16 protein-coding genes are annotated in these 18792 nt (G+C 69.7%); 6 read left to right on the top strand and 10 right to left on the bottom strand.

What is annotated here, in order from left to right; translation table 11 throughout:
* The first annotated feature begins 67 nt into the window (after positions 1–67).
* Positions 68–574, top strand: a complete 507-nt coding sequence (locus LBW94_RS09440; protein ID WP_225059631.1) for a MarR family winged helix-turn-helix transcriptional regulator — start codon at positions 68–70, stop codon at positions 572–574.
* Between the two features lie 83 nt (positions 575–657).
* Positions 658–1476 carry a glycosyltransferase family 2 protein gene (locus LBW94_RS09435; RefSeq protein WP_225059630.1) on the top strand — a complete coding sequence of 273 codons (819 nt, stop codon included), beginning with the start codon at positions 658–660 and terminating at the stop codon, positions 1474–1476.
* On the opposite strand, the gene LBW94_RS09430 is transcribed toward LBW94_RS09435, so the two are convergent.
* From LBW94_RS09430 to LBW94_RS09400, 7 genes are all read right to left on the bottom strand, one after another.
* Positions 1473–1796 (bottom strand): DUF4286 family protein, encoded by a 324-nt coding sequence (locus LBW94_RS09430; protein ID WP_225059629.1) that lies wholly within the window; start codon positions 1794–1796, stop codon positions 1473–1475. The genes LBW94_RS09435 and LBW94_RS09430 overlap by 4 nt on opposite strands.
* Before the next feature lie 44 nt (positions 1797–1840).
* On the bottom strand, positions 1841–2542 hold the full coding sequence (locus LBW94_RS09425) for an EthD domain-containing protein (protein ID WP_225059628.1): 702 nt from the start codon (positions 2540–2542) through the stop codon (positions 1841–1843).
* A gap of 142 nt (positions 2543–2684) precedes the next feature.
* Positions 2685–6188, bottom strand: coding sequence for an indolepyruvate ferredoxin oxidoreductase family protein (locus LBW94_RS09420; RefSeq protein WP_225059627.1), 3504 nt, complete (start codon positions 6186–6188; stop codon positions 2685–2687).
* On the bottom strand, positions 6185–7438 hold the full coding sequence (locus LBW94_RS09415; RefSeq protein WP_225059626.1) for a metal-dependent hydrolase family protein: 1254 nt from the start codon (positions 7436–7438) through the stop codon (positions 6185–6187). The genes LBW94_RS09420 and LBW94_RS09415 overlap by 4 nt, the downstream gene beginning before the upstream one ends.
* 305 nt (positions 7439–7743) lie before the next feature.
* A complete protein-coding gene (locus tag LBW94_RS09410; protein WP_225059625.1) occupies positions 7744–8958 on the bottom strand; it encodes a cytochrome P450 in 1215 nt (404 codons plus the stop codon).
* Between the two features lie 30 nt (positions 8959–8988).
* Positions 8989–10629, bottom strand: a complete 1641-nt coding sequence (locus LBW94_RS09405) for an N-acyl-D-amino-acid deacylase family protein (RefSeq protein WP_225059624.1) — start codon at positions 10627–10629, stop codon at positions 8989–8991.
* An 8-nt stretch (positions 10630–10637) separates the two neighbouring features.
* Entirely contained in the window at positions 10638–11813 is a 1176-nt protein-coding gene (locus LBW94_RS09400; protein ID WP_225059623.1) for an aromatic ring-hydroxylating oxygenase subunit alpha, read from the bottom strand.
* A 305-nt stretch (positions 11814–12118) separates the two neighbouring features.
* Here LBW94_RS09400 and LBW94_RS09395 point away from each other — a divergent pair, with 305 nt between their 5' ends.
* Positions 12119–12796 (top strand): TetR/AcrR family transcriptional regulator, encoded by a 678-nt coding sequence (locus LBW94_RS09395; RefSeq protein ID WP_225059622.1) that lies wholly within the window; start codon positions 12119–12121, stop codon positions 12794–12796.
* Complete coding sequence (locus LBW94_RS09390; RefSeq protein ID WP_225059621.1) at positions 12793–13212, top strand: nuclear transport factor 2 family protein; 420 nt, start codon at positions 12793–12795, stop codon at positions 13210–13212. The genes LBW94_RS09395 and LBW94_RS09390 overlap by 4 nt, the downstream gene beginning before the upstream one ends.
* Before the next feature lie 73 nt (positions 13213–13285).
* Here the strand turns inward: LBW94_RS09390 and LBW94_RS09385 are convergent, their stop codons facing one another.
* On the bottom strand, positions 13286–14464 hold the full coding sequence (locus tag LBW94_RS09385; protein ID WP_225059620.1) for a thiolase family protein: 1179 nt from the start codon (positions 14462–14464) through the stop codon (positions 13286–13288).
* A gap of 117 nt (positions 14465–14581) precedes the next feature.
* Complete coding sequence (locus LBW94_RS09380; RefSeq protein ID WP_225059619.1) at positions 14582–16288, bottom strand: N-acyl-D-amino-acid deacylase family protein; 1707 nt, start codon at positions 16286–16288, stop codon at positions 14582–14584.
* Between the two features lie 168 nt (positions 16289–16456).
* Here LBW94_RS09380 and LBW94_RS09375 point away from each other — a divergent pair, with 168 nt between their 5' ends.
* Entirely contained in the window at positions 16457–17263 is an 807-nt protein-coding gene (locus tag LBW94_RS09375; protein WP_225059686.1) for an SDR family NAD(P)-dependent oxidoreductase, read from the top strand.
* Between the two features lie 39 nt (positions 17264–17302).
* Positions 17303–17491 carry a ferredoxin gene (locus LBW94_RS09370; protein WP_225059618.1) on the top strand — a complete coding sequence of 63 codons (189 nt, stop codon included), beginning with the start codon at positions 17303–17305 and terminating at the stop codon, positions 17489–17491.
* Between the two features lie 109 nt (positions 17492–17600).
* On the opposite strand, the gene LBW94_RS09365 is transcribed toward LBW94_RS09370, so the two are convergent.
* Positions 17601–18632, bottom strand: a complete 1032-nt coding sequence (locus LBW94_RS09365; RefSeq protein ID WP_266270412.1) for a phenazine antibiotic biosynthesis protein — start codon at positions 18630–18632, stop codon at positions 17601–17603.
* Positions 18633–18792: the final 160 nt, after the last annotated feature.

The following is an 18792-nucleotide window of genomic DNA, read 5'->3' as shown; positions in this document are numbered from 1 at the left end:
CACTCCAGAAGATTCGATGACTGATAATTCGATAACTAACTATATTCCATCGAATAGGCTGCTGTCCATGACAGAACGGACACCCGATGCGATCGACGCGATCGTGGCGCAGTGGCAGCGGGAACGACCCGACCTCGAACTGGAGGCGATGGCGATCCTCGGGCGGCTCGGGCGGCTGTATCAGCTGGGTGAGCGCGCGATCGAGGCGGTATTCACCGCACACGGGCTGGGCCGCGGCGAATTCGACGTCCTGGCGGCGCTGCGCCGGGCCGGGGAGCCGTTCGAGCTCAACCCGTCCGTGCTGGCCGACACGCTGATGTTGTCGCGGGCCGGGATGACCAGCCGGCTGGACCGGCTGGAATCCGCGGGCCTGGTGCGGCGGGTCGCCGACGCGAACGACCGCCGCGCGGTCCGGGTCGCCCTCACCGCGGCCGGGCGCGAGCGCATCGACACCGTGGTCGCCGCCCACACCGCGAACGAAACCCGGCTGCTGGCGGGACTTTCCGCCACGGACCGCCGGGAACTGGACCGGATCGCGCGAATCCTGTTGCGCAGCATGGAGGAACAGGGCTGACCACGGCCCGGTACCGGTCTTCCCACGGGCGGGGACACGACGACCGAGAAGCCTTGCGGCGCAGCCGGAACTACACTCGATCGGTGCGACCAGACCTCGAGCGTGAACCAGTCCCCGGCAGCGCCGTCCTGCCCGCGGTCACTGTCATCTGCCCGACGTATCAGCGGCCGAACTACCTGCGCCGGCAGGTCGAGAACTTTCTCGCCCAGACCTATTCCGGTGAGCTCGAGATGCTCATCCTCGACGACAGCCCCGAACCCAGCGCCTACCTGCTCGGTGCGGAATACCGGGAACGTGGTGTCCGATATCTCCACATGCCGGCCGAGCGCCTCACCATCGGTTACAAGTTGCGCACCATGGCCTCGCTGGCCCGGGGCGGGCTCATCGCCGTGTTCGACGACGACGACTACTACGCGCCCCGGTACCTGGAGCGCATGGTGGAATTCCTCGGCGACGCCGACTTCTGCACGCTGAGCCGCTGGTTCGCCTACAGCCCCGAGCAGCGGACCTTCGCCTACTGGGCCACCGACACCCTGTCACCGGCGCACCACGTCTTCTCCCCCTGGGAGCCGATCACCGGGGTGCCGATCCCCACCCAGGGCTGGAATCCGGACTGGGTCACCTCCAAACTGTGGGGCTACGGCTTCTCCTACATCTGGCGCACATCCATCTCCGCGCGGGCGCAGATCGGCGACATCACCTTCGACGAGGTGTGCTGGGACTGGGATTTCTATCAGCAGGTGCAGAATGCGGGCCTGAAGACCGTCTGCGCCCCCGACAACGAGGGCCTGATCATGCACATCCTGCATCCCGGCGCCACGTCGAAGATGTTCCCGCAGTACATCCTCCCCGAGTTCATGCTCGGCGATTACTTCCCGCTGTACACCCCGGTCGAGAGCTAGTCCTCGATCAGTTCGTACACGGTGACGATCGGGGGCGGATCGCTGCTGAGCAGTTCCGCGCCCGCGGCCCGGTCGGCCCCGTTGCGTTCGCGCAGCGCCACCAGCGGTGCGGTCAGATCGTCGGCCTCGAGTTCGTAGACCGCCAGATACGAGTGCCGGCCCGCGGCGCCCGGCCGGTGCACGCGGAAGCGCCGGGCGCTCACGAAACCGGGCACCGACAGCAGTTCTGGCAGATGCGCGGTGGCGTACCACTCGTTGAACTCCGCGTCCTTCGCGGGATCGGCGGGACTGGACTGCACCACCATGATGCCTTTCGGCACGGACTCACCTCCGGATACTGTCCCGGCGCCGGATGCGCCGGGACTCAGCGGCTGTACACGATCTCCTCGCGCACGGCCAGGAACCAGGACTGCGCGAACGTCGCGTCCCCGGCGCCGATGTCGTTGTCCCGGAACCATTCCACCCGGGCGCGCAGCCCGGCGGGGTCGTCGAACCAGACCTCGTTGACCGCATCATAGGGACGTTCCTCGGTCAGCGGGTGGTTCTGGACGTAGGCGAGCCCCCGGACGTGATCCGGAATGATGGTGGCCGCCACCGGAGTCGGGCCCGGCGCGGTACCGGCGTGGCCGCGCCACCGATCGGCGAAATCGGCCGCGGTCAGCGACGGCGCACGCACCGCCAGCGCCATGTGCTTGAGCTTCACGCCACCCTGGTGCCAGCGGCCGGACAGCCAGTCCGCGCCGCGCAGCACGGCCTCGTCGGCGCACACCACCGGATCGCCGCCGACCGCGGTCACCCCGGCCGCCACCGCCCGGCCGCCCGCGGTGGTCAGCCACCGCTCGTACTGCGCCAACTGCCCCGCGTCCCGGAACCATTCGATGCCCACACCGTCGTGCCGGGGCCGCAACTCACCGATGTTCGGCGCGGTCGTGCACACCGCTATCCGCAGCGGCCGCACCTCGGCCGGGGCCTCCGCCGCGGCGCCGACCGCACTGCGCCACAACAGCGGAAAGTCCTGCGTACGCAGGCTGCCCGGCCGAGTGGCGAACCGGATTCTTTTGATCACCTCGTCATACTCCCGCCCACCTGCGGATGCCGCAACGGCACGGTCGCAACCACCCGATACCGGCGCGGCGCCACACCGGCGGACTCCGGCCGACCGGCGCCTGCCGACGCGCGGCCGCTCGCCCGGGAGCGTCCGAGGCGGGTCACACAGGCGCTCCGGCACCGGCCTGCCGCAGTTCGGTCACCCGCTCCCGCCAGCGCTCGATGGACCGATCCTTGATTCCGGCGTAGCCCTTCACGTCGAGCACCGAGGCCGCGAGTTCGACCCGATGCGCATAGTCGGCGGCGGGCTCGCCGAGCACCGCCTCGTCGAGCAGGCGCTCGTACTCGCCGATCAGCCGCCGCTCGGCGCCACGATCCGGATGCAGGCCCCAGAAGTCCAGCGCGGTGCCGCGTAACCCCTTCATCCGGCGCAGTGCCCGGAAGCTCCACTCGTACGGCTTGCCCATGGGCAGTTTGGATTCCCGGCCGAACAGCCGCAGCATCGGCGGATGTAGTTGGTACTTCACCGAATACGCGCCCTCGATGCCGAGATCGCGGGCGATGCGGTCGTAGTCGGCGGCCAGGTGCAGCCGCGCCACCTCGTACTCGTCCTTGTAGGCGAGCACCCGGAAGTACGATTCGGCGACCGCGCGGGTCAGTTCCCAGTCGTGCCCGGCGTCGTCGGCCGCGGCGGTCCGCGCCACCAGGTCGAGGTAGCGCTCGGCGCGGCTCGCGTTCTGGTAGTCGATCGCCTGGGCCGCGCGGCGGGTCAGCAACGGCCGCAACGGCTCCGGGAGCGAGCGCGCGCCGACCAGTGCCGCCGCGGTGACCGCCGCGGCCGCGGTCGGATCGTTGATGTCCCGGACACCCTGTGCCGCATCGTGTTCGGCCAGGGTGGCGGCGACGGCCGCCGGATCGTGCACGGCCCAGCGGCCCCATTCGAAGGCGGCCCGGTTGGATTTCGCGGCCCGGCCCTGCCGCGCGATGGCGGCCTCCAGGTCCGCGGCCGACAGCGGCAGCGCACCGGCCTGGAACGCGGCGCCGAGCAGGATCACGTTCGCCAGCAGGTTGTCGGCGAAGACCCGCGCGGCCAGATCGTCGGTGTCGAGCAGCACCGTGCGCTCGGCCCCGACCTGCGCGACGATCGCCGCCTCCAGACTCGCGAGATCCGGTGCGGCCGTACCGGCCTGCAACATCGTCGGGGTCGGGGTGACGGCCCGGTCCACCACCGCGCGGGTGCGGCCGGGGCCGACCTTGCCGAGATGGCTGGGCGAGGCTGCCTGCAGGATGTCGCCGGACAGATAGAGATCCGCGCCGGCCACGCCGACCGCACTGGCCCGCAACGCGTCCCGGTTCTTCGCCAGCCGCAGATGCGAGACCACCGGACCGGCCTTCTGCGACAGCCCGGTCTGGTCCAGGCCGCCGATCACCAGTCCCCCGGCCTCGGCCGCATGCGCGAGGATCCGCGCCGCGGTGACCACGCCGGTGCCGCCGATACCGGTGAAGTAGATGCCGAAGACGGTGTCCAGCTCCGCGATTCGGGGATCCGGCAGGTCACCGGCCGGCAGTGCGGGCCGTGCCGGCGCGGTGCGCCGCTGCCGCGACGGCCACCACGACGGCCATCGCGAGGCGCGCGGGGTGATCGTCACGAACGACGGGCAGTCGCCCTCCAGGCAGGTGTAGTCCCGGTTGCAGGACGGATCGTGGATCTGCCGCTTGATGCCGAATTCGGTCTCCACCGGCAGCACCGACAGGCAGTTGCTCTTGGTCGCGCAGTCGCCACAGCCCTCGCACACCGCCTGGTTGATCACCACGCGCTGTGGCGGCGTGGGCAGTTCACCGCGTTTGCGCAGGCGGCGGGCCTCGGCGGCGCAGCGCTGGTCGTAGATGACCACCGTGACGCCGGGCACCTCGCGCAGCTGTTCCTGCACCTGCGGCAGTTTCGACCGGTGCAGCACCTCGACCCCGGGGGCCCAGCGGGCGCGGCGGCCGTAGCGGTGCGGTTCCTCCGCGCACACCACGACCTTGCGCACACCCTCGGCCTGTAGGGCTCGCGTCATCGCGGGCACGTCCAGCAGGCCGGTGACGTCCTGGCCGCCGGTCATCGCGACCGCGGCGTTGTAGAGGATCTTGAAGGTCAGGTTCGCGTTCGCGGCGACCGCGGCGCGGATGGCGAGGGTGCCGGAGTGCGACAGGGTGCCGTCGCCGAGGTTCTGGATCAGATGCGGCTCGGACACGAACGGCGACAACCCGATCCAGGGCACCCCCTCCGCACCCATCGGCGTCGGCGGCAGTGCGCGCGTATCCTGGTGCCGCGCTTCGAAATACACCATGCCGTGGCAGCCCACGCCGCCGCCGACCAGCGCACCGTCGGGCGCCACCGTGGAGCGGTTGTGCGGGCAGCCGCTACAGAACGCCGGGGCCCGCGGCGGAATCGCCAGCAGCGGCAGGTCGATCCGGAGACCGGAGGTGCCCGGGGCCGCCGCAGGCGCCAGATCGGGCAGCAGGCGGGTGAGCGCCTTCCCGATCGCCGCCGGATCCAGCTCCCCCACCGCCGAGATCAGCGGGCGCCGGGACGCGTCACGCTTGCCCGCGACCGGTACCGAACTGCCCGCCTCGTGCAGCAGGGCGCGCAGTTGCTGCTCGACGAACGGCCGCTTCTCCTCGATCACCACGATCCGGTCGACCGAGGCGGCGAATTCCACCGCGGTCTCCTCGACCAGCGGGAAGGTCATGGCGAGTTTCAGCACCCGCACCCCAGCGTCCGCCGGATCGTCATAGCCGAGATCCGAGAACGCTTGCAGCACATCGAAATATGTCTTGCCCGCGCAGACCACACCGAGGCGGGCGCCGGGCGCGGCGCCGCTCACCCGGTCCAGCTCGTGCTGCCGCGCGTACGCCTGCGCGGCCCGCAGCCGGCGATCGGTCACCAGCACTTCCTGATCGGGCACCGCATGCGGCCCGATCTTCGCCAGCGGCTGATGCGTCCAGGGCTGCCCGTCGACGAAAAGCGGTCCGGTGAGCCCGGATTCGTGCCGTCCCGCGTCGAGGTCGACGGTGCCGACACCGTCGGCGACCGCGGTGACCATCTTCAGCCCGACCCAGCTGCCCGCCAGCCGGGACATCCGGAACGCGTGCACCCCGAGGTCCAGCACCTCCTGCTGGTCACCGGGATACAGCACCGGCATGCAGGCATCGGCGAAGGTGTACTGACTGTCGCAGGCCAGCGTCGAGGATTTCGAGCCCGGATCGTCGCCACAGAACATCACCACGCCGCCGTTGGGCCCGGCGCCCATCGCGTTGGCGTGCTTCATCGCGTCACCGCAGCGATCCAGGCCCGGCCCCTTGCCGTACCAGGCGCCCGCGACACCGTCGATGTCCTCGTAGGGCACCACCGCACCCATCTGACTGCCCCACACCGTGGCCGCCGCCAGTTCCTCGTTCAGCCCGGGGCGATGGACGATGCGATGTTCGGCCAGTTCGGCCGGGCGCTGCTCCAGCGCGAGATCCACACCGCCCAAAGGAGATCCGGGATAGCCGGAGACCATGGTGGCGGTGGTGAGCCCGTCCAGCTCGTCCAGGCGGTGCCGCAGGATCAGCAGGCGCACCAGGGTTTCCGCCCCCGACAGGATGACCTCGGTGGTGGTCCGCTCGGTGATCGTCACGGATAGACCTCGGGGTTGACGTAGGCGAAGACGCCGTCCTTGAGGACCGCCCGGCGCAACCGCGGCTGTTGCAGCACGGTCACGTCGACGCTCGGATCACCGTCCACCACCAGCAGATCCGCGAGATATCCGGCCCGCACCTGACCGATCCGCATACCCGTGACCGCACCCATGTTGCGGGTCGCGGTGTGGATCGCCTCCACCGGCGTCATGTCCACCAACTCCACGTATCGTTGCAGTTCCGCGGCATAGGTACCGTGCCGGGTCCATTGATGTCCGAAGTCCCCACCGGCCAGGATGGGTACCCCGGCGGCCTTCAGCTTGTGCAATCCGTCGACCTGGGCACGGAATTCGTCGTGGTACCCGGACGCCTCGACCTTCTCGTCGGAGATGCCCCAGGGCCCGGCGTGCCCGCTGACCATGGCGTAGAGGTAGTGCAGTCCGGGGCAGACCCACACGTCGCCGTGCCGGGCCTCCAGCGCGCTCAGCGCCTCGTCGTCGAGGAAGCAGGCGTGGTGCACGATCCGCACGCCGGTGCGCGCGGCCATCGCCACGCTGGCCGCGCCGCGGGCGTGCGTGGTCACGAACGCGCCGTGCCGGTCCGCCTCTTCGACTGCGGCCGTGAGCATCTCGTCGTTCATGTAGATGTCCTCGGACGGGTACTGCGGCACCACCCCGTCCCCGGAGATGAACAGTTTCAGCGACCGCACCCCGCGCTCGCACTGCCGGCGTACCACCTCGCGCAGATCGTCGGCGGTGGTGACGACGTCCATCATGCCGCCGTCGGCGCCGAGCCCACCGGCCTCCGCGATCATCGGCCCGCACGGGATCATCCGCGGGCCGGGCAGTGCGCCACGATCGATCGCGTCCTTGACCAGCAGATCGTCGTCCGGCTGGGTGGCGCCCGCGCCGATGATCAGCGTATAGCCGCTCTCCAGATAGGTTTTCGCAACCGCCGCGACATCCAGCAGGTGCTTGCCCTCCGGCGTCGCGGCCACCGCACCGTGATCGAACACGAAATCCAGCGGCCAGCTGATGTGGGTGTGGGCGTCACCGAGGCCCGGCAGTACCGTGGCCCCGTGCAGGTCGACCACCCGCACCGCGGCGGGGTCCACCTCCGGTTCGGCCCCCAACCGCACCTCGGCGATGTGATCGCCGTCGATCAGAACAGATCCCGCCGCCGGTTTCTCGGCCGGATCACCGTTACAGGTGAGGATGCGCGCGTTGGTCAGCAGCGTCCGCTCGCCCATCGTCAACCTCCTGATTGAGCGAATACTCACTTATCTTAGCCACGCGGCGGGACCCCGCGCCGCCCAACCGGAGAATTCGTCCGGAATTCTCGGCGCTCCGGACGGGCGCACCGGCCCGGATCCACGCAGGTCACCGCGTGCCATCGTGCGCACGATAGTTCCGTGGCGCGCATTTCGGCCGGAAAGTGCCGATCTCGCCGCACGACGTATCGCCGCGGCCGCCGGAGCCCCCTGCGACTCCGCGACCGTCCCGCCGCGACCCGGGTCGCGGCGGGCGCACTCCCGCTCGCGGCGGGACGGCGGGTTCACCCGAGCCGCTTGCCCGGGGTGAAGCTGATCGGCAGGTGCAGCGGGGTGCGGGTCAGGCCCGCGTGGTACCGGATGGCGTCCTCGTCCACCAGCGCGATATCGCCGAGCCGGGTGAGGATCTCCTCCAGCGCGATGCGAATGTTCAGGCGCGCCAGGTTGGATCCGGCGCAGCGGTGCGGGCCCGCGCCGAAGGCGAAGTGCCGGTTACGGCTTCGCTCCAGATCGAAGCGGTCCGGGCCCGGGAACTCGGCGGCGTCGCGGTTGGCCGACGCCCAGTGGATGAGCACCTTCTCGCCGCTGGTGATCGTGTGCCCGCTCACCTCGGCGTCCTGCACCGCGGTCCGGCCCACCGACACGAACGAGGTGTCCAGCCGCAGCAGTTCCTCGACCGCCTTGGGGATCAGGCTCGGCCGCTCCCGCAGCAGCGCCGGGATCTCCGGCTCGCGGCAGAACCGCACCAGCATCTGGCCCATCGCCCCGGCGGTGGTCTCCAGCCCGCCGAGGATCAGCAGCTGGACGGTGCCGATGGCCTCGTCCTCGGTGATCGGCCGGTCCCCGATCTGCGCGTTGATGACCGCGTCCACCACATCGCCCTTCGGTGCCTGCTCGCGGCGGGCGGCGAGGAAGCCGCGCACCCACGCGTACAGGCCGGCCCAGCTCTCGCGGGCGTTGGGGGCGGTCGGGTTCGAGGAGGTGGAGGCCAGTTTCGCGACCGCCTCCATCTCCTCGGCCGGGGCGTTGATGGCCAGCTGGAAGAAGCCCAGGCTGGGGAACGGCCGGGCGAAGGCATCCATGAAATCGCAGGTGCCGTCCTCGATGAACTCATCGATCAGCCGGGTCACCAGCTCGCGGGTCGGCTGTTCCCAGTCGGCCACCGCCGCCGGGGTGAAGTACGGGTTGATCAGGCTCTTGAAGATGCGCTGCACCGGCGGATCGGCCTCCACCGGCAGGTTGCGCACCGAACCGCCGCCGGAGGTCACCGACAGGCCGTGCGCGGAGCTGAACGCCTGCCAGTTCTGCGCGACCGACAGGGCGTCGTCGTAGCGGGAGACGACCCAGAAGCCGTCGTAGGAATCGCTGTGTGCGACCGGGGCCAGCTCGCGCATCCGGGCCATGGTGGGGTGCAGGTCGGCCGCCAGTTCCGGGGACAGGTGGTCGAAATGGTGTTCGCACCAGTCGTCGGACAAGCGCGTCGCGTCGGTCGAGGTCATAAGCGAATCACTTTCTCGTGATGGTCTGGATCAGCTGCGGACCAGGCGGCCGCCGGCGGCGCCGGCCAGATCGGCGCCGGACTCCCGGGTCGGCACCCCGTTGACCCACATGTGCTCGACGCCGGTGCTGCGCACGATCAGCCGATCCGCGCCACCGGGCTGGTCGTCGACGCGCTCGATGGGCAGGGTGCCGATGGTGTCGGGATCGAAGGCCACCAGATCGGCGTAGTAGCCCGCGGCGATCAGGCCGCGCTCGGCGATCCGGAAGGCCTTGGCGGGCTGGCCGGTCAGCCGCCACACCGCGTCCTCGAGCCCGAGGGCCTTGCGCTCGCGGACCCAGTAGCCGAGCAGGTGGGTGGAGTAGCAGGCGTCGCAGAGCTGGCTGGCGTGCGCCCCCGCGTCGGACAGCCCGAGCAGGGTTCGCTTGTCCGCCAGCAGATCTCCGATCTCGTCCTCCGCGTCGTTCTCCAGCACCACCCGGAACCGGGTGGTGGCGGTGTCGGACAGCACCAGATCCAGCATCACGTCGAAGGGCGTGGTGCCGCGCTCGGCGGCGAGCCGGTCCAGCGGGATGCCGACGGCGTCCTGATGCGCGCCGGTCTCGTCGACGTCGACCTTCGGCCAGCGGTGCGCCCACTTCGCCAGCGTCGCCGGGCGGGCCCGGTCCCGCCATCCGGCGTCGCGGTACAGCGCGAATCGCTCGGCGCGCGGCAGGCTCAGCACTTCCTTCCACTCGTCGATCTCGCCCAGGGTGGTGGGATCGGCGAGGGTGAACTGCATGACGATGGGCCGGCAGGCGATCTGCGGATACACCTCACCGGGCAGCGCACCGCCGCGGGCGACCGTGCGCAGCGCCGCGCCGGGCTTGTCGGTGCGGGTGACCAGCGCCGTCCAGGTGACCGGAATACCGTGGCGCACAGACAGTTCGGAGAACTCGTTGACGAACATGCCGGGCCCGATGGACACCTGGAGCACGCCCTTGCCGCTCTCGCCCAATACCGCTGCGAGCCGGTCGACCTCGTCCACCTCCGCGAAGCGGCTGGGCACCGGGCGGCCGAACGCACCCTGATGGGCCGGCTGCCGCGAGGTGGACAGCCCGATCGCCCCGGCCGCCAAGGCTTCCCGGACCAGCTCCCGCATCCGCTCCAGTTCGTCCGCGGTGGCCGCGCGTTCCTCACCGCCGAGCACGAACAGCCGCAGCGGCGTGTGGCCGAGGAACGCACCCACGTTCAGCCGCTTGCGCCGGGCGTCCAGCGCGGTCAGGTACTGCGGGAAAGTCTCGAAGCACCAGTCGATTCCGGCGTTCAGCGCCTCCATCGACATACCCTCGACGTTCTCCAGGGTGCGGACGATGATCTCGCGGTGCGGCGGCAGCGTGGGCGCCACCCCGAACCCGCAGTTGCCCATGATCGCGGTGGTCACCCCGTGCCAGCTGGACGGGGTGAGGTCGCCGTCCCAGAGGATCTGGGCATCGTAGTGCGTGTGCACGTCGATGAATCCGGGCGCGAGCACCAGGCCGTCGAGGTCGACCACCCGGGTGCCCGGCTCCGGGGTGAGCTCGCCGGGGGCGGCGACGGCGGTGATGCGGTCGCCGGTCACCGCGACGTCGGCGGCCCGTGCGGGCTCACCGGTGCCGTCGATGACGCGGGCCCCGCGCAGCAGCAGATCCATCGGTCTTCTCACCTTCCTCGGGGGACGCCCGCTTCGCGGGCGGACTCCAGCGCCGCCTCGAACCCGCGGTGCAGGTGCTGCGGCGCGGGTTCGTTGCGGCCGAACAGGATCGTGTCGAGGGCACCGGCGCGGATCCCCGGCTCGGTGCGGCCCGCGACCCAGAAATCCTCACCGTCGACGACGGTTTCGCAGATCCACGGCGCCATCTCGGCGAACTTCTCCCGCTCCGCGTCGGACAGGCCCGGCCGCAGGTACGCGGTGTGCACCACCTCGCAGGACTTCTCGTCGATCGGCACGATCTGCCACAGCTCGACGTGCCGGCTGTCGAAGGTGATGTTCGTGTTCGGGAACAGCGCGTATTGCAGGCTGATGTGCTGGCTGACGTCGCCCCACTGCTCCTCGGGCAGTTCGTGCAGCGCGTCGATCGACTTCAGCGCCGAGCAGTTGCGCAGGTGCGGGCCGAAGGAGTCGAAGGTCAGCACGCCGCCGTGCGCGTAGGTGGCCAGGGTGCGGCGGTGCAGGAACCGGAAGTGGTAGTTCTCCCGGAAGGTGTCCAGGGTGACCTTCCAGTTCGCCGCCACCGGATGCACGTGCGGCTCGCTGTAGGGCTGCCAGTCCGCGAAATCGAGCATCGCCAGCTCGTCCACCAGGCCGGGGCCCAGGTAGTCGTCGATGTCGATCGGGTCGCCGGGACGCAGCCGGCCGACGATCAGGCCGTAGCCCTCCGCGACCGGCAACTCCACCAAACCCTTGTCCTCCATGCACAATCCGGTGAAGAACTCACTGGAGGTGACCGCGACCAGACTGCCCTCGAGGTCGTAGGTCCAGGCGTGGAAGGGGCAGGTGAACCGCTTCGCCGCGCCGGCGCCGTCGGCCACCCGCACGCCGCGGTGCCGGCAGGCGTTGGCCAGCGCGCGCACCTTCCCGTTCTCGTCGCGGGTCAGCAGCAGCGGGGTGCCGGCCAGATCCACGGTGCGGTAGGTGCCCGGCCCGGGCAGCGCGCCCGACAAGCACAGCACCAGCGGCCGGCCGTGGAAGAGCACCTCGAGCTCGTCGCGATACCGCTGCTCGGAGTAGATGTCCGTCGGCAATTCCAGCATGCTGTCGGCGAGATCGGTGGTCCGATGCTCGAGGTGATCCAGCAATCGATGCGCGAGTTCGTGTTCCAGCGCTTGTCTGTCCATGACTTATCCTGATCGGCCTCGTCCGGCGGCGGAGTGGCGGTGACGCACCAACCGGTGCGCCTGATGCGCGTGGTGCGCGCCGTCACACCACCGAAGATCACGGTGACCGGAGTCACGGTCACTACGGCAGTTTAGACAGTAATCACTTACTCAGCAAGCCTGCCCCGAGAACGCGCTCACCGGGCAAAACGGGTGACAGACACCACGACAACACGACCATGGGCGGCAGCACTTTACGATAGAGTGGGTACCCACTCACCAGCGTTCCGCCGCCGGTGGAAACCCCCGCGACACGAGGAGGCCCTGTGGCCAGGACCGGCACGGTTCCGGCGTCCGGCAGCGAGATCCCGCCGGTGCGCCGGCGCATGACCGCCGAGGCACGCAAGAGCTCCATCCTCGCAGCCGCCCGGCGCGCGTTCACCGAGACCGGCGATATGAACGGCACCACCGTCAAGATGATCGCCGAGCACAGCGGGATCAGCGAAGGCATCATCTACCGCCACTTCGAGAGCAAGGATCAGCTGTTCTTCGAGGCGGTGGTGGAGCCGCTGGAATCGGCCATCGACGAATTGGTCGCCGCCACCGCCCTGGTCGACAAGGACGCCCCACTCACCGCGGCGCGCCAGCTGGAGACCATGAAAGGTCTCTACAAGCAGCTGATCTCGACGCTGGAGGAGGTGCTGCCGCTGCTGGGCCTGGTGCTGTTCGGAGATCCGCAGGTGGCCAAGCGGTTCTACCGCGACACCTTCGCCACCGCGATGGACCGGCTGGCCGAGGCGTGGCGCGAGGTCGAAGATCGCTACGGCTTCCCGTTCGAATCCCCGGATGTGTCCGCCCGCGCGGTGATGGGCATCGCGCTCATGCAGGCGCTGGAGAACCGGCACGGCAAGAAGGCCAATCGCGGCCGGTCGGTCGCGCTGCTGTCGGAGGGCACCATCAGGGGCTTCTTCCCGACCCTGGAAGCCATCGAGGAGCTGAAATGAGCGGCGAGCCGGACGGTGTCGCGGTGGTCACCGAGCTGAACCGGCGCTTCTCCGCCGGCGACGGCGCGGGCGCGATGCGGCTGTTCCACCCGGAGATCCGGATCGAGCAGCCCGCCTCGCTACCGCACGGCGGCTGGTACACCGGGCACGCGGGCGTCGCCGCGATGGGCGCGGCCTTCGCCCGCTACTGGGAGCGAACCATCCTGGCCCCGAGGATATTCGGCGACGGCGGCGCGGTCGTCCAGCTCACCACCCAGACCTGGACGGCCAAGGAGTCCGGCCGGGCGGCCACCGTCGACGTGGTGGAACTGTTCCGCGTCAGCGCCGGACAGGTCGTCGAAATCCGTGTGTTCCAACAGGATACGCATCTACTGCTCGGCACCCTCGCCGAAACGGTCGTCGTGCCGAGCGTGTGATCGAAGCCCGCCGGTACGCCCGCCGCGGTGGCGAACGTACCGGCGCCGGAGCCGATCTCGTGGACAGCGCGGCCTACCGGACCTCGATCACCACGGCGCTGCCCATGCCGCCACCGGCGCACATCGCGGCCACGCCGAGACCGCCACCGCGGCGGCGCAATTCGTGCGCCAGGGTGAGGATCATCCGGGTGCCGGTGGTGGCGATCGGGTGCCCCAGGCTGCATCCGCTGCCCAGCACGTTCACCGTCTCGTCGTCGAGCCCGAGTTCCTTGGTGGCGGCCACCGCCACCGAGGCGAACGCCTCGTTGATCTCCCAGAGCTTGATGTCACCCACCGACAGGCCGGCCCGGCTCAGCGCCTTGCGGATGGCCGGAGAGGGAGCCAGTCCGGTCTCCACCGGCGGCACGCCGACCGACGCCCAGGACCGCACCACGGCCAGCGGCCGCAAGCCGCGCTCCCGGGCCAGCTCACCGTCGGTGACGACCACCGCGGCCGCGGCGTCGTTGACCCCGGAGGCGTTGCCCGCGGTGATGCTGAACCCCTCGATCTCCGGGTGCAGCGGCTTGAGCGACGCCAGCTTCTCCAATGTCGTTGTGCGCCGGGGATGCTCGTCGACAGCGAAGGTGACGGTGCTGCCGTCGCGGCGCTTCACCTCGATCGGCACGATCTCGTCGGTGAACGACCCGTTGTCGATTCCGGCCACGGCGCGCAGGTGCGACCGCAGCGCCCACTCGTCCATCTCCTCGCGGGTCAGGCCCGCGCGGACCGCGGTGTTCCAGCCCACGGTGATGCCCATGTCGTCGATCGGGGCATCGGGGGTGCCGCGATGGCTGGGCGACAGCCAGCGCTCGTCCACCTCGTCGGTGCCGGGAATCCGGCGCACCGACTTCGGCGAGGTCGAACTCGACTGCGCGCCACCGGCGACCACGACCCGGTCCATCCCGGCCAGCACGGTGGCCGACGCGGTCTGCACCGCCGACAGGCCCGAGGCGCAGTGCCGGTTGTGCGCGATGCCCGGCGCGTTCACCAGCCCCGCCTCGATCGCGACGTAGCGGGCGATCGCGCCGCCACCGTAGAGCGATTCGCCGATCACCACGTCGTCGACGAGTTCCGGCTCCAGCCCCGAGCGCCGGACCGCCTCCGAGACGGCCGCGGTGCCGAGCTCGAACGCGTCCGTGTCGACCAGAGTGCCCTTGAACGCCGTCCCGATCGCGGTCCGAGCGCCTGCGACGATCACCGCTTCCCGGCTCATCCGGCTCACCTCATTTCCTTCTCGTCGTGCTGCCGAATTGTCTGCCCCGGCACCCGCAACTAGTTACGGTTACCAAGTACGGTAAGTACTACCGTATGTGCTGGCAAGCCACCCCCGTCAGGCAGCGGTCACCAGCCGCCCCGGCAACTGCCCGGTGAGCTCGTCGTGATCGACCAGCACCACACCGTTGACCAGGGTGTAGTCGTAACCGCGGGCCCGCTGCACGAACCGGTTGGCGCCCAGCGGGAAATCGGACGCCATCTCGGGCGTGAACAGATCCAGCCGCGCCAGGTCCAGCACGTTCACGTCGGCGTACGCGCCGACGGCCAGCACCCCGCGATCCGGGATGCCGAACAGGTCCGCGCCCTCGTAGGTGAGTTTGCGGATCGCCGTCCCGAGGTCGAGCAGGCCGCGCTCGCGCACCCAGTGCTTGAGGAAGAAGGTGGAATTGCCGGCGTCCATGGTCAGCGCGACGTGCGCGCCCGCGTCGGCCACCCCGATCACCACATCGGGATTGGTGATCATCGCGGCGACCGCGTCCAGATCCTGGTTGAGCACCGGGTAGTACAGCAGACCGGTGCCACCGGTGTCCACGGTGTAGTCGAGGAAGGCCGCCGCCGCGCTCACCCCGCGCCGCTGTGCCTCGGCCGCCAGGCTGTTGCCCGCGCTGACATCGTATTCGGCGGATCCGGGCGGCATCAGATACATCTTCGACGGATCCTTCGGCGCCAGCGGCCCGGACAGTTCCACCGGCCGCTCGGCCGCGTCGGCCAGCCGCTTGCGCACCGTCTCGTCGGCCAGCGCGGCCAGCCGCTGCGGATACGGTCGCGCCATCAGCTCGGCCCATTCCGGCAGGGTGTCCCACGGTGTGCGGCCCACCAGGCCGTACAGGATGGCGCTGCCGCGCACCGCGGTCATCGGCCGCAGATCCGCGGCGCGACCGCGCGCGGCGGCCACCTCGTCCATGACCCAGGACCACAGTCCGGGCCGCCGATCGCTCTGCATGATCGAGAAGGCCAGCGGCCGGCCGGATTCCCGGCTCACCCGTTCCATCCAGGCCATCTCGGCCCGTGAGTTCGCGCGCTCGGTGCCGTCGCGCTCGCCGATGCGGGGCACCACCTGGAAGGTGCCGCGCCCGCGCTCGGCCAGGACCGCGCCGATGGCGGCCAGTTCGTCCTCGGCGGCGAAGGTCCCCGGCACCGGCCGCCCGTCCGGCACCGTGTGCATATAGGTGCGCGAGGTCGAGAACCCCAGGGCCCCACCGTCGATCGCCTCGCCGACCAGCGCCGCCATGGCCGCGATGTCGGCCGCCGTGGCCGGCTGCTCGTCCAGCCCCCGGTCCCCCATCACGTGGTATCGGACCGCGCTGTGCCCGACCAGCCCGCCCACATTGAGCCCGAACTGCCGGTCGCCCAGCTGTTTCAGGTACTCCCCGTAGGTCTGCCAGCCCCAGTCCAGCCCCGCCATGATGGTGTCGGCCGGAATGTCCTCCACCGACTCCATCATCCGGGCCAGATACTCCTCCTGCCCGCTGCGCACCGGCGCGAAGGTGACGCCGCAGTTACCCATCACCACGGTGGTGATGCCGTGGTAGCAGGACGGCGTGGCCAGCGGATCCCAGAACAACTGGGCATCCAGATGCGTGTGCACATCGATGAAACCGGGTGTGACACAACGCCCTTCGGCATCGATCTCACGCCGTCCACGGTCGGGCACCGCACCCACCGCGGTGATCCGGTCGCCGTCGATGGCGATATCGGCGCGCCGCGGGGCCGCACCGGTCCCGTCGACCACCTCACCGTCACGGATCACGACGTCGTGCATACTTCACGTCCTTCCGGGCACAGACCACTACTGAGCAGGTACTTACTCAAGATAGCCGGGGACGGTGGCCGATATCTAGAGAAAGTGGGTACTCACTTTGCTACGATGGGCCCCGATCCGGCGGAGGGCGCCGGAGGAACGTCGTTGCGGGGAGCAGTTGTGGGATCGATGGACGGCCGCGTGGCCATAGTCACCGGCGCCAGCCGCGGCATCGGCCAGCGGATCGCCGAACGCCTGGCGGCCGCCGGAGCCGCGGTCGCGGTGGTGGCCCGCACCACGGGCCCCGGCGAATCGCGCCTGCCCGGCTCGATCGAGGAAGTGATGGAGACGATCCGTGCCGGCGGCGGCCGCGCGGCGGCCATCCCCGCCGACCTCACCGACCCCGAGCAGGTCGATACGATCCTCGCCCGCGCCGAGGAGGCGCTCGGCCCGGTCGACACCCTGGTCAACAACGCCGGCGTCAATTTCTACGGCCCGATGCTGGACGTCGCGCCCCGCCGCAACGCCGTCATGCAACAGATCATGGTCACCGCCCCCTTCCGCCTGTGCCAGCTCACCGCACCCGGCATGGTCGACCGCGGCCGCGGCTGGATCCTCAACATCACCTCCAAACAGGCCCGCCACCCCCTCGGCCCCCCGTACCCCGAATGGGCCAAGGACGGCTGCGTCCCCTACGGCATGTACAAATCGTCCCTGGACCGCCTCACCACCGGCCTGGCCGCGGAACTGTACGGCACCGGCGTGAGCGTGAACGCCCTGGGCACGTCGGGTCTGGTGATGACCCCCGGCGTCGCCGTGGTCTCCCCCCACACCCCCGACAACGCCCCCGTCGAACCCGACGACGCCATGCCCGAAGCCGCCCTGGTGCTGTGCACCTCCGATCCGGCCACGGTCACCGGCCGTATCGTCTACAGCATGGAAGTGCTGGGCCGTCCCTTCACCGATGGCCCCTGGGCCGTGTCCGCCACCTTCTGACCTCGCCGAATCTGCTGTCACGCCAAGGAGATACCGTTCATGCACGTCGAAATCGATGCCGACCGCTGCCAGGGCCACGCCCGCTGCTGGGAAATCTGCCCTGAGGTCTTCGATCTCGATGCCGAAGGCCACGGCACCGCCCTGCTCCCCGACGTCCCCACCGAACTCCAGGCCAAGGCCCGCGAAGCCGCCGACAACTGCCCCGAACGGGCCATCCTGCTCACCTGACCCGGTCCCGGCGGGCACCGTGGCCGCCCGGCCCCCGGCAACGAGGAACTGGATGCGGTAGGCACAGACGATCCTCGGACGGAGGCGACGCGGCCGTGCCCCGCATCGATCAGTACACGCCTTCGATCACCCGTTGCCCGCCGAACACGGCAACAGGCTCGATGTCGGCGACCGAGCAGCCGACAGTGCCGGGCGGGGGTTCGATCCGGTAGGCGGTGTCACGTTCGAGATTGTTCGGCAGGAGCAGGTATTTGGTGATGTGGTTCATCACCACCCGGCCGCGTTCGCCGAACTCGACATCGGTCCCGTCGGCCGGATTCACCACCCGGTAGAAGAAGTAGGGCGAGAAAGCGTCGTAAATGCTTGCCCCATCGCAGTTTTCGTTCAGGCGTTCTTTGCCGGCACCGAGAATCGTGGTGCTGCCGTACATTCCCCGCACAACGATGCCGGGAAAGAGCTCGGCGCGGTAGAACTCGAGATTCGCGGGATTCATTCTCGCACCGCCGTGCCGGATGACGCGCACCGTCTTGTTGATCAGCTGGACCAATTCGGTACGTGCGGCGAGCACGGTCAGCAAGGGCGGGGTGATGAACAGCATGTCCACCCGCTGGCTGGCCAGGATGTGGGCCGCCTGCGCCAGGATGTGCTCGATATAGTCGGCTACCTCGCCGGTTTTATTCTGCGAGACAAGGAGTTTCACCCATCTCGGGTCCAGGTCGATGGCGAACTTCACCCCACCGGTGCGCCGGGCTCCTCGAGTGGCACATTCCCCGATGATGTGGGGGCCGGAGGGTGTGACAGCGAGAATGTTGACCGGACCACCCGCGGGCAGCCCGGCCGCCCAGTCCTCCCACCGCACCTCGGCGTCGAGCCAATCCTCGAACAGGGGAAGGCGTTTGGGTGCACCGGTGGTGCCGCCGGATTCGTAGACGCCGGCGATCTCCGGATTCGGCCCGAGGCCGCGTGGGATCAGATCCTGCACGGGGACGTCGCGTAGTTCGTCGGCCACGTTGGGAAACCGGGCGAGGTCGTCGATTCCGCGGATGTCGGTCAACGGATCGAAATCCAGCGCGGCCCTGCGGCGCAACCAGTACGGGGTCCCGGTCTCGGGACGGAAATGCCATTGCATCAGTTCTCGCACATACGCGTCCGCGTCGATGTGCGATGTGTCGAGACCAACATCGAGAATCGATGCCGTCAAGGTGACCTCCCATTACGGGTCCAGTATCTCCGGTGAGGCTATCCGGCCCGCCGAGGCATGTCGATCCGACGGCGAGTAGGTCATAATTCGTTCGGCGACA

Source organism: Nocardia sp. alder85J (assembly GCF_020176955.2).
Lineage (GTDB): Bacteria > Actinomycetota > Actinomycetes > Mycobacteriales > Mycobacteriaceae > Nocardia.
Note: the sequence above shows the minus strand (reverse complement) of the source record. Positions and strands in the feature narration are given on the sequence as shown.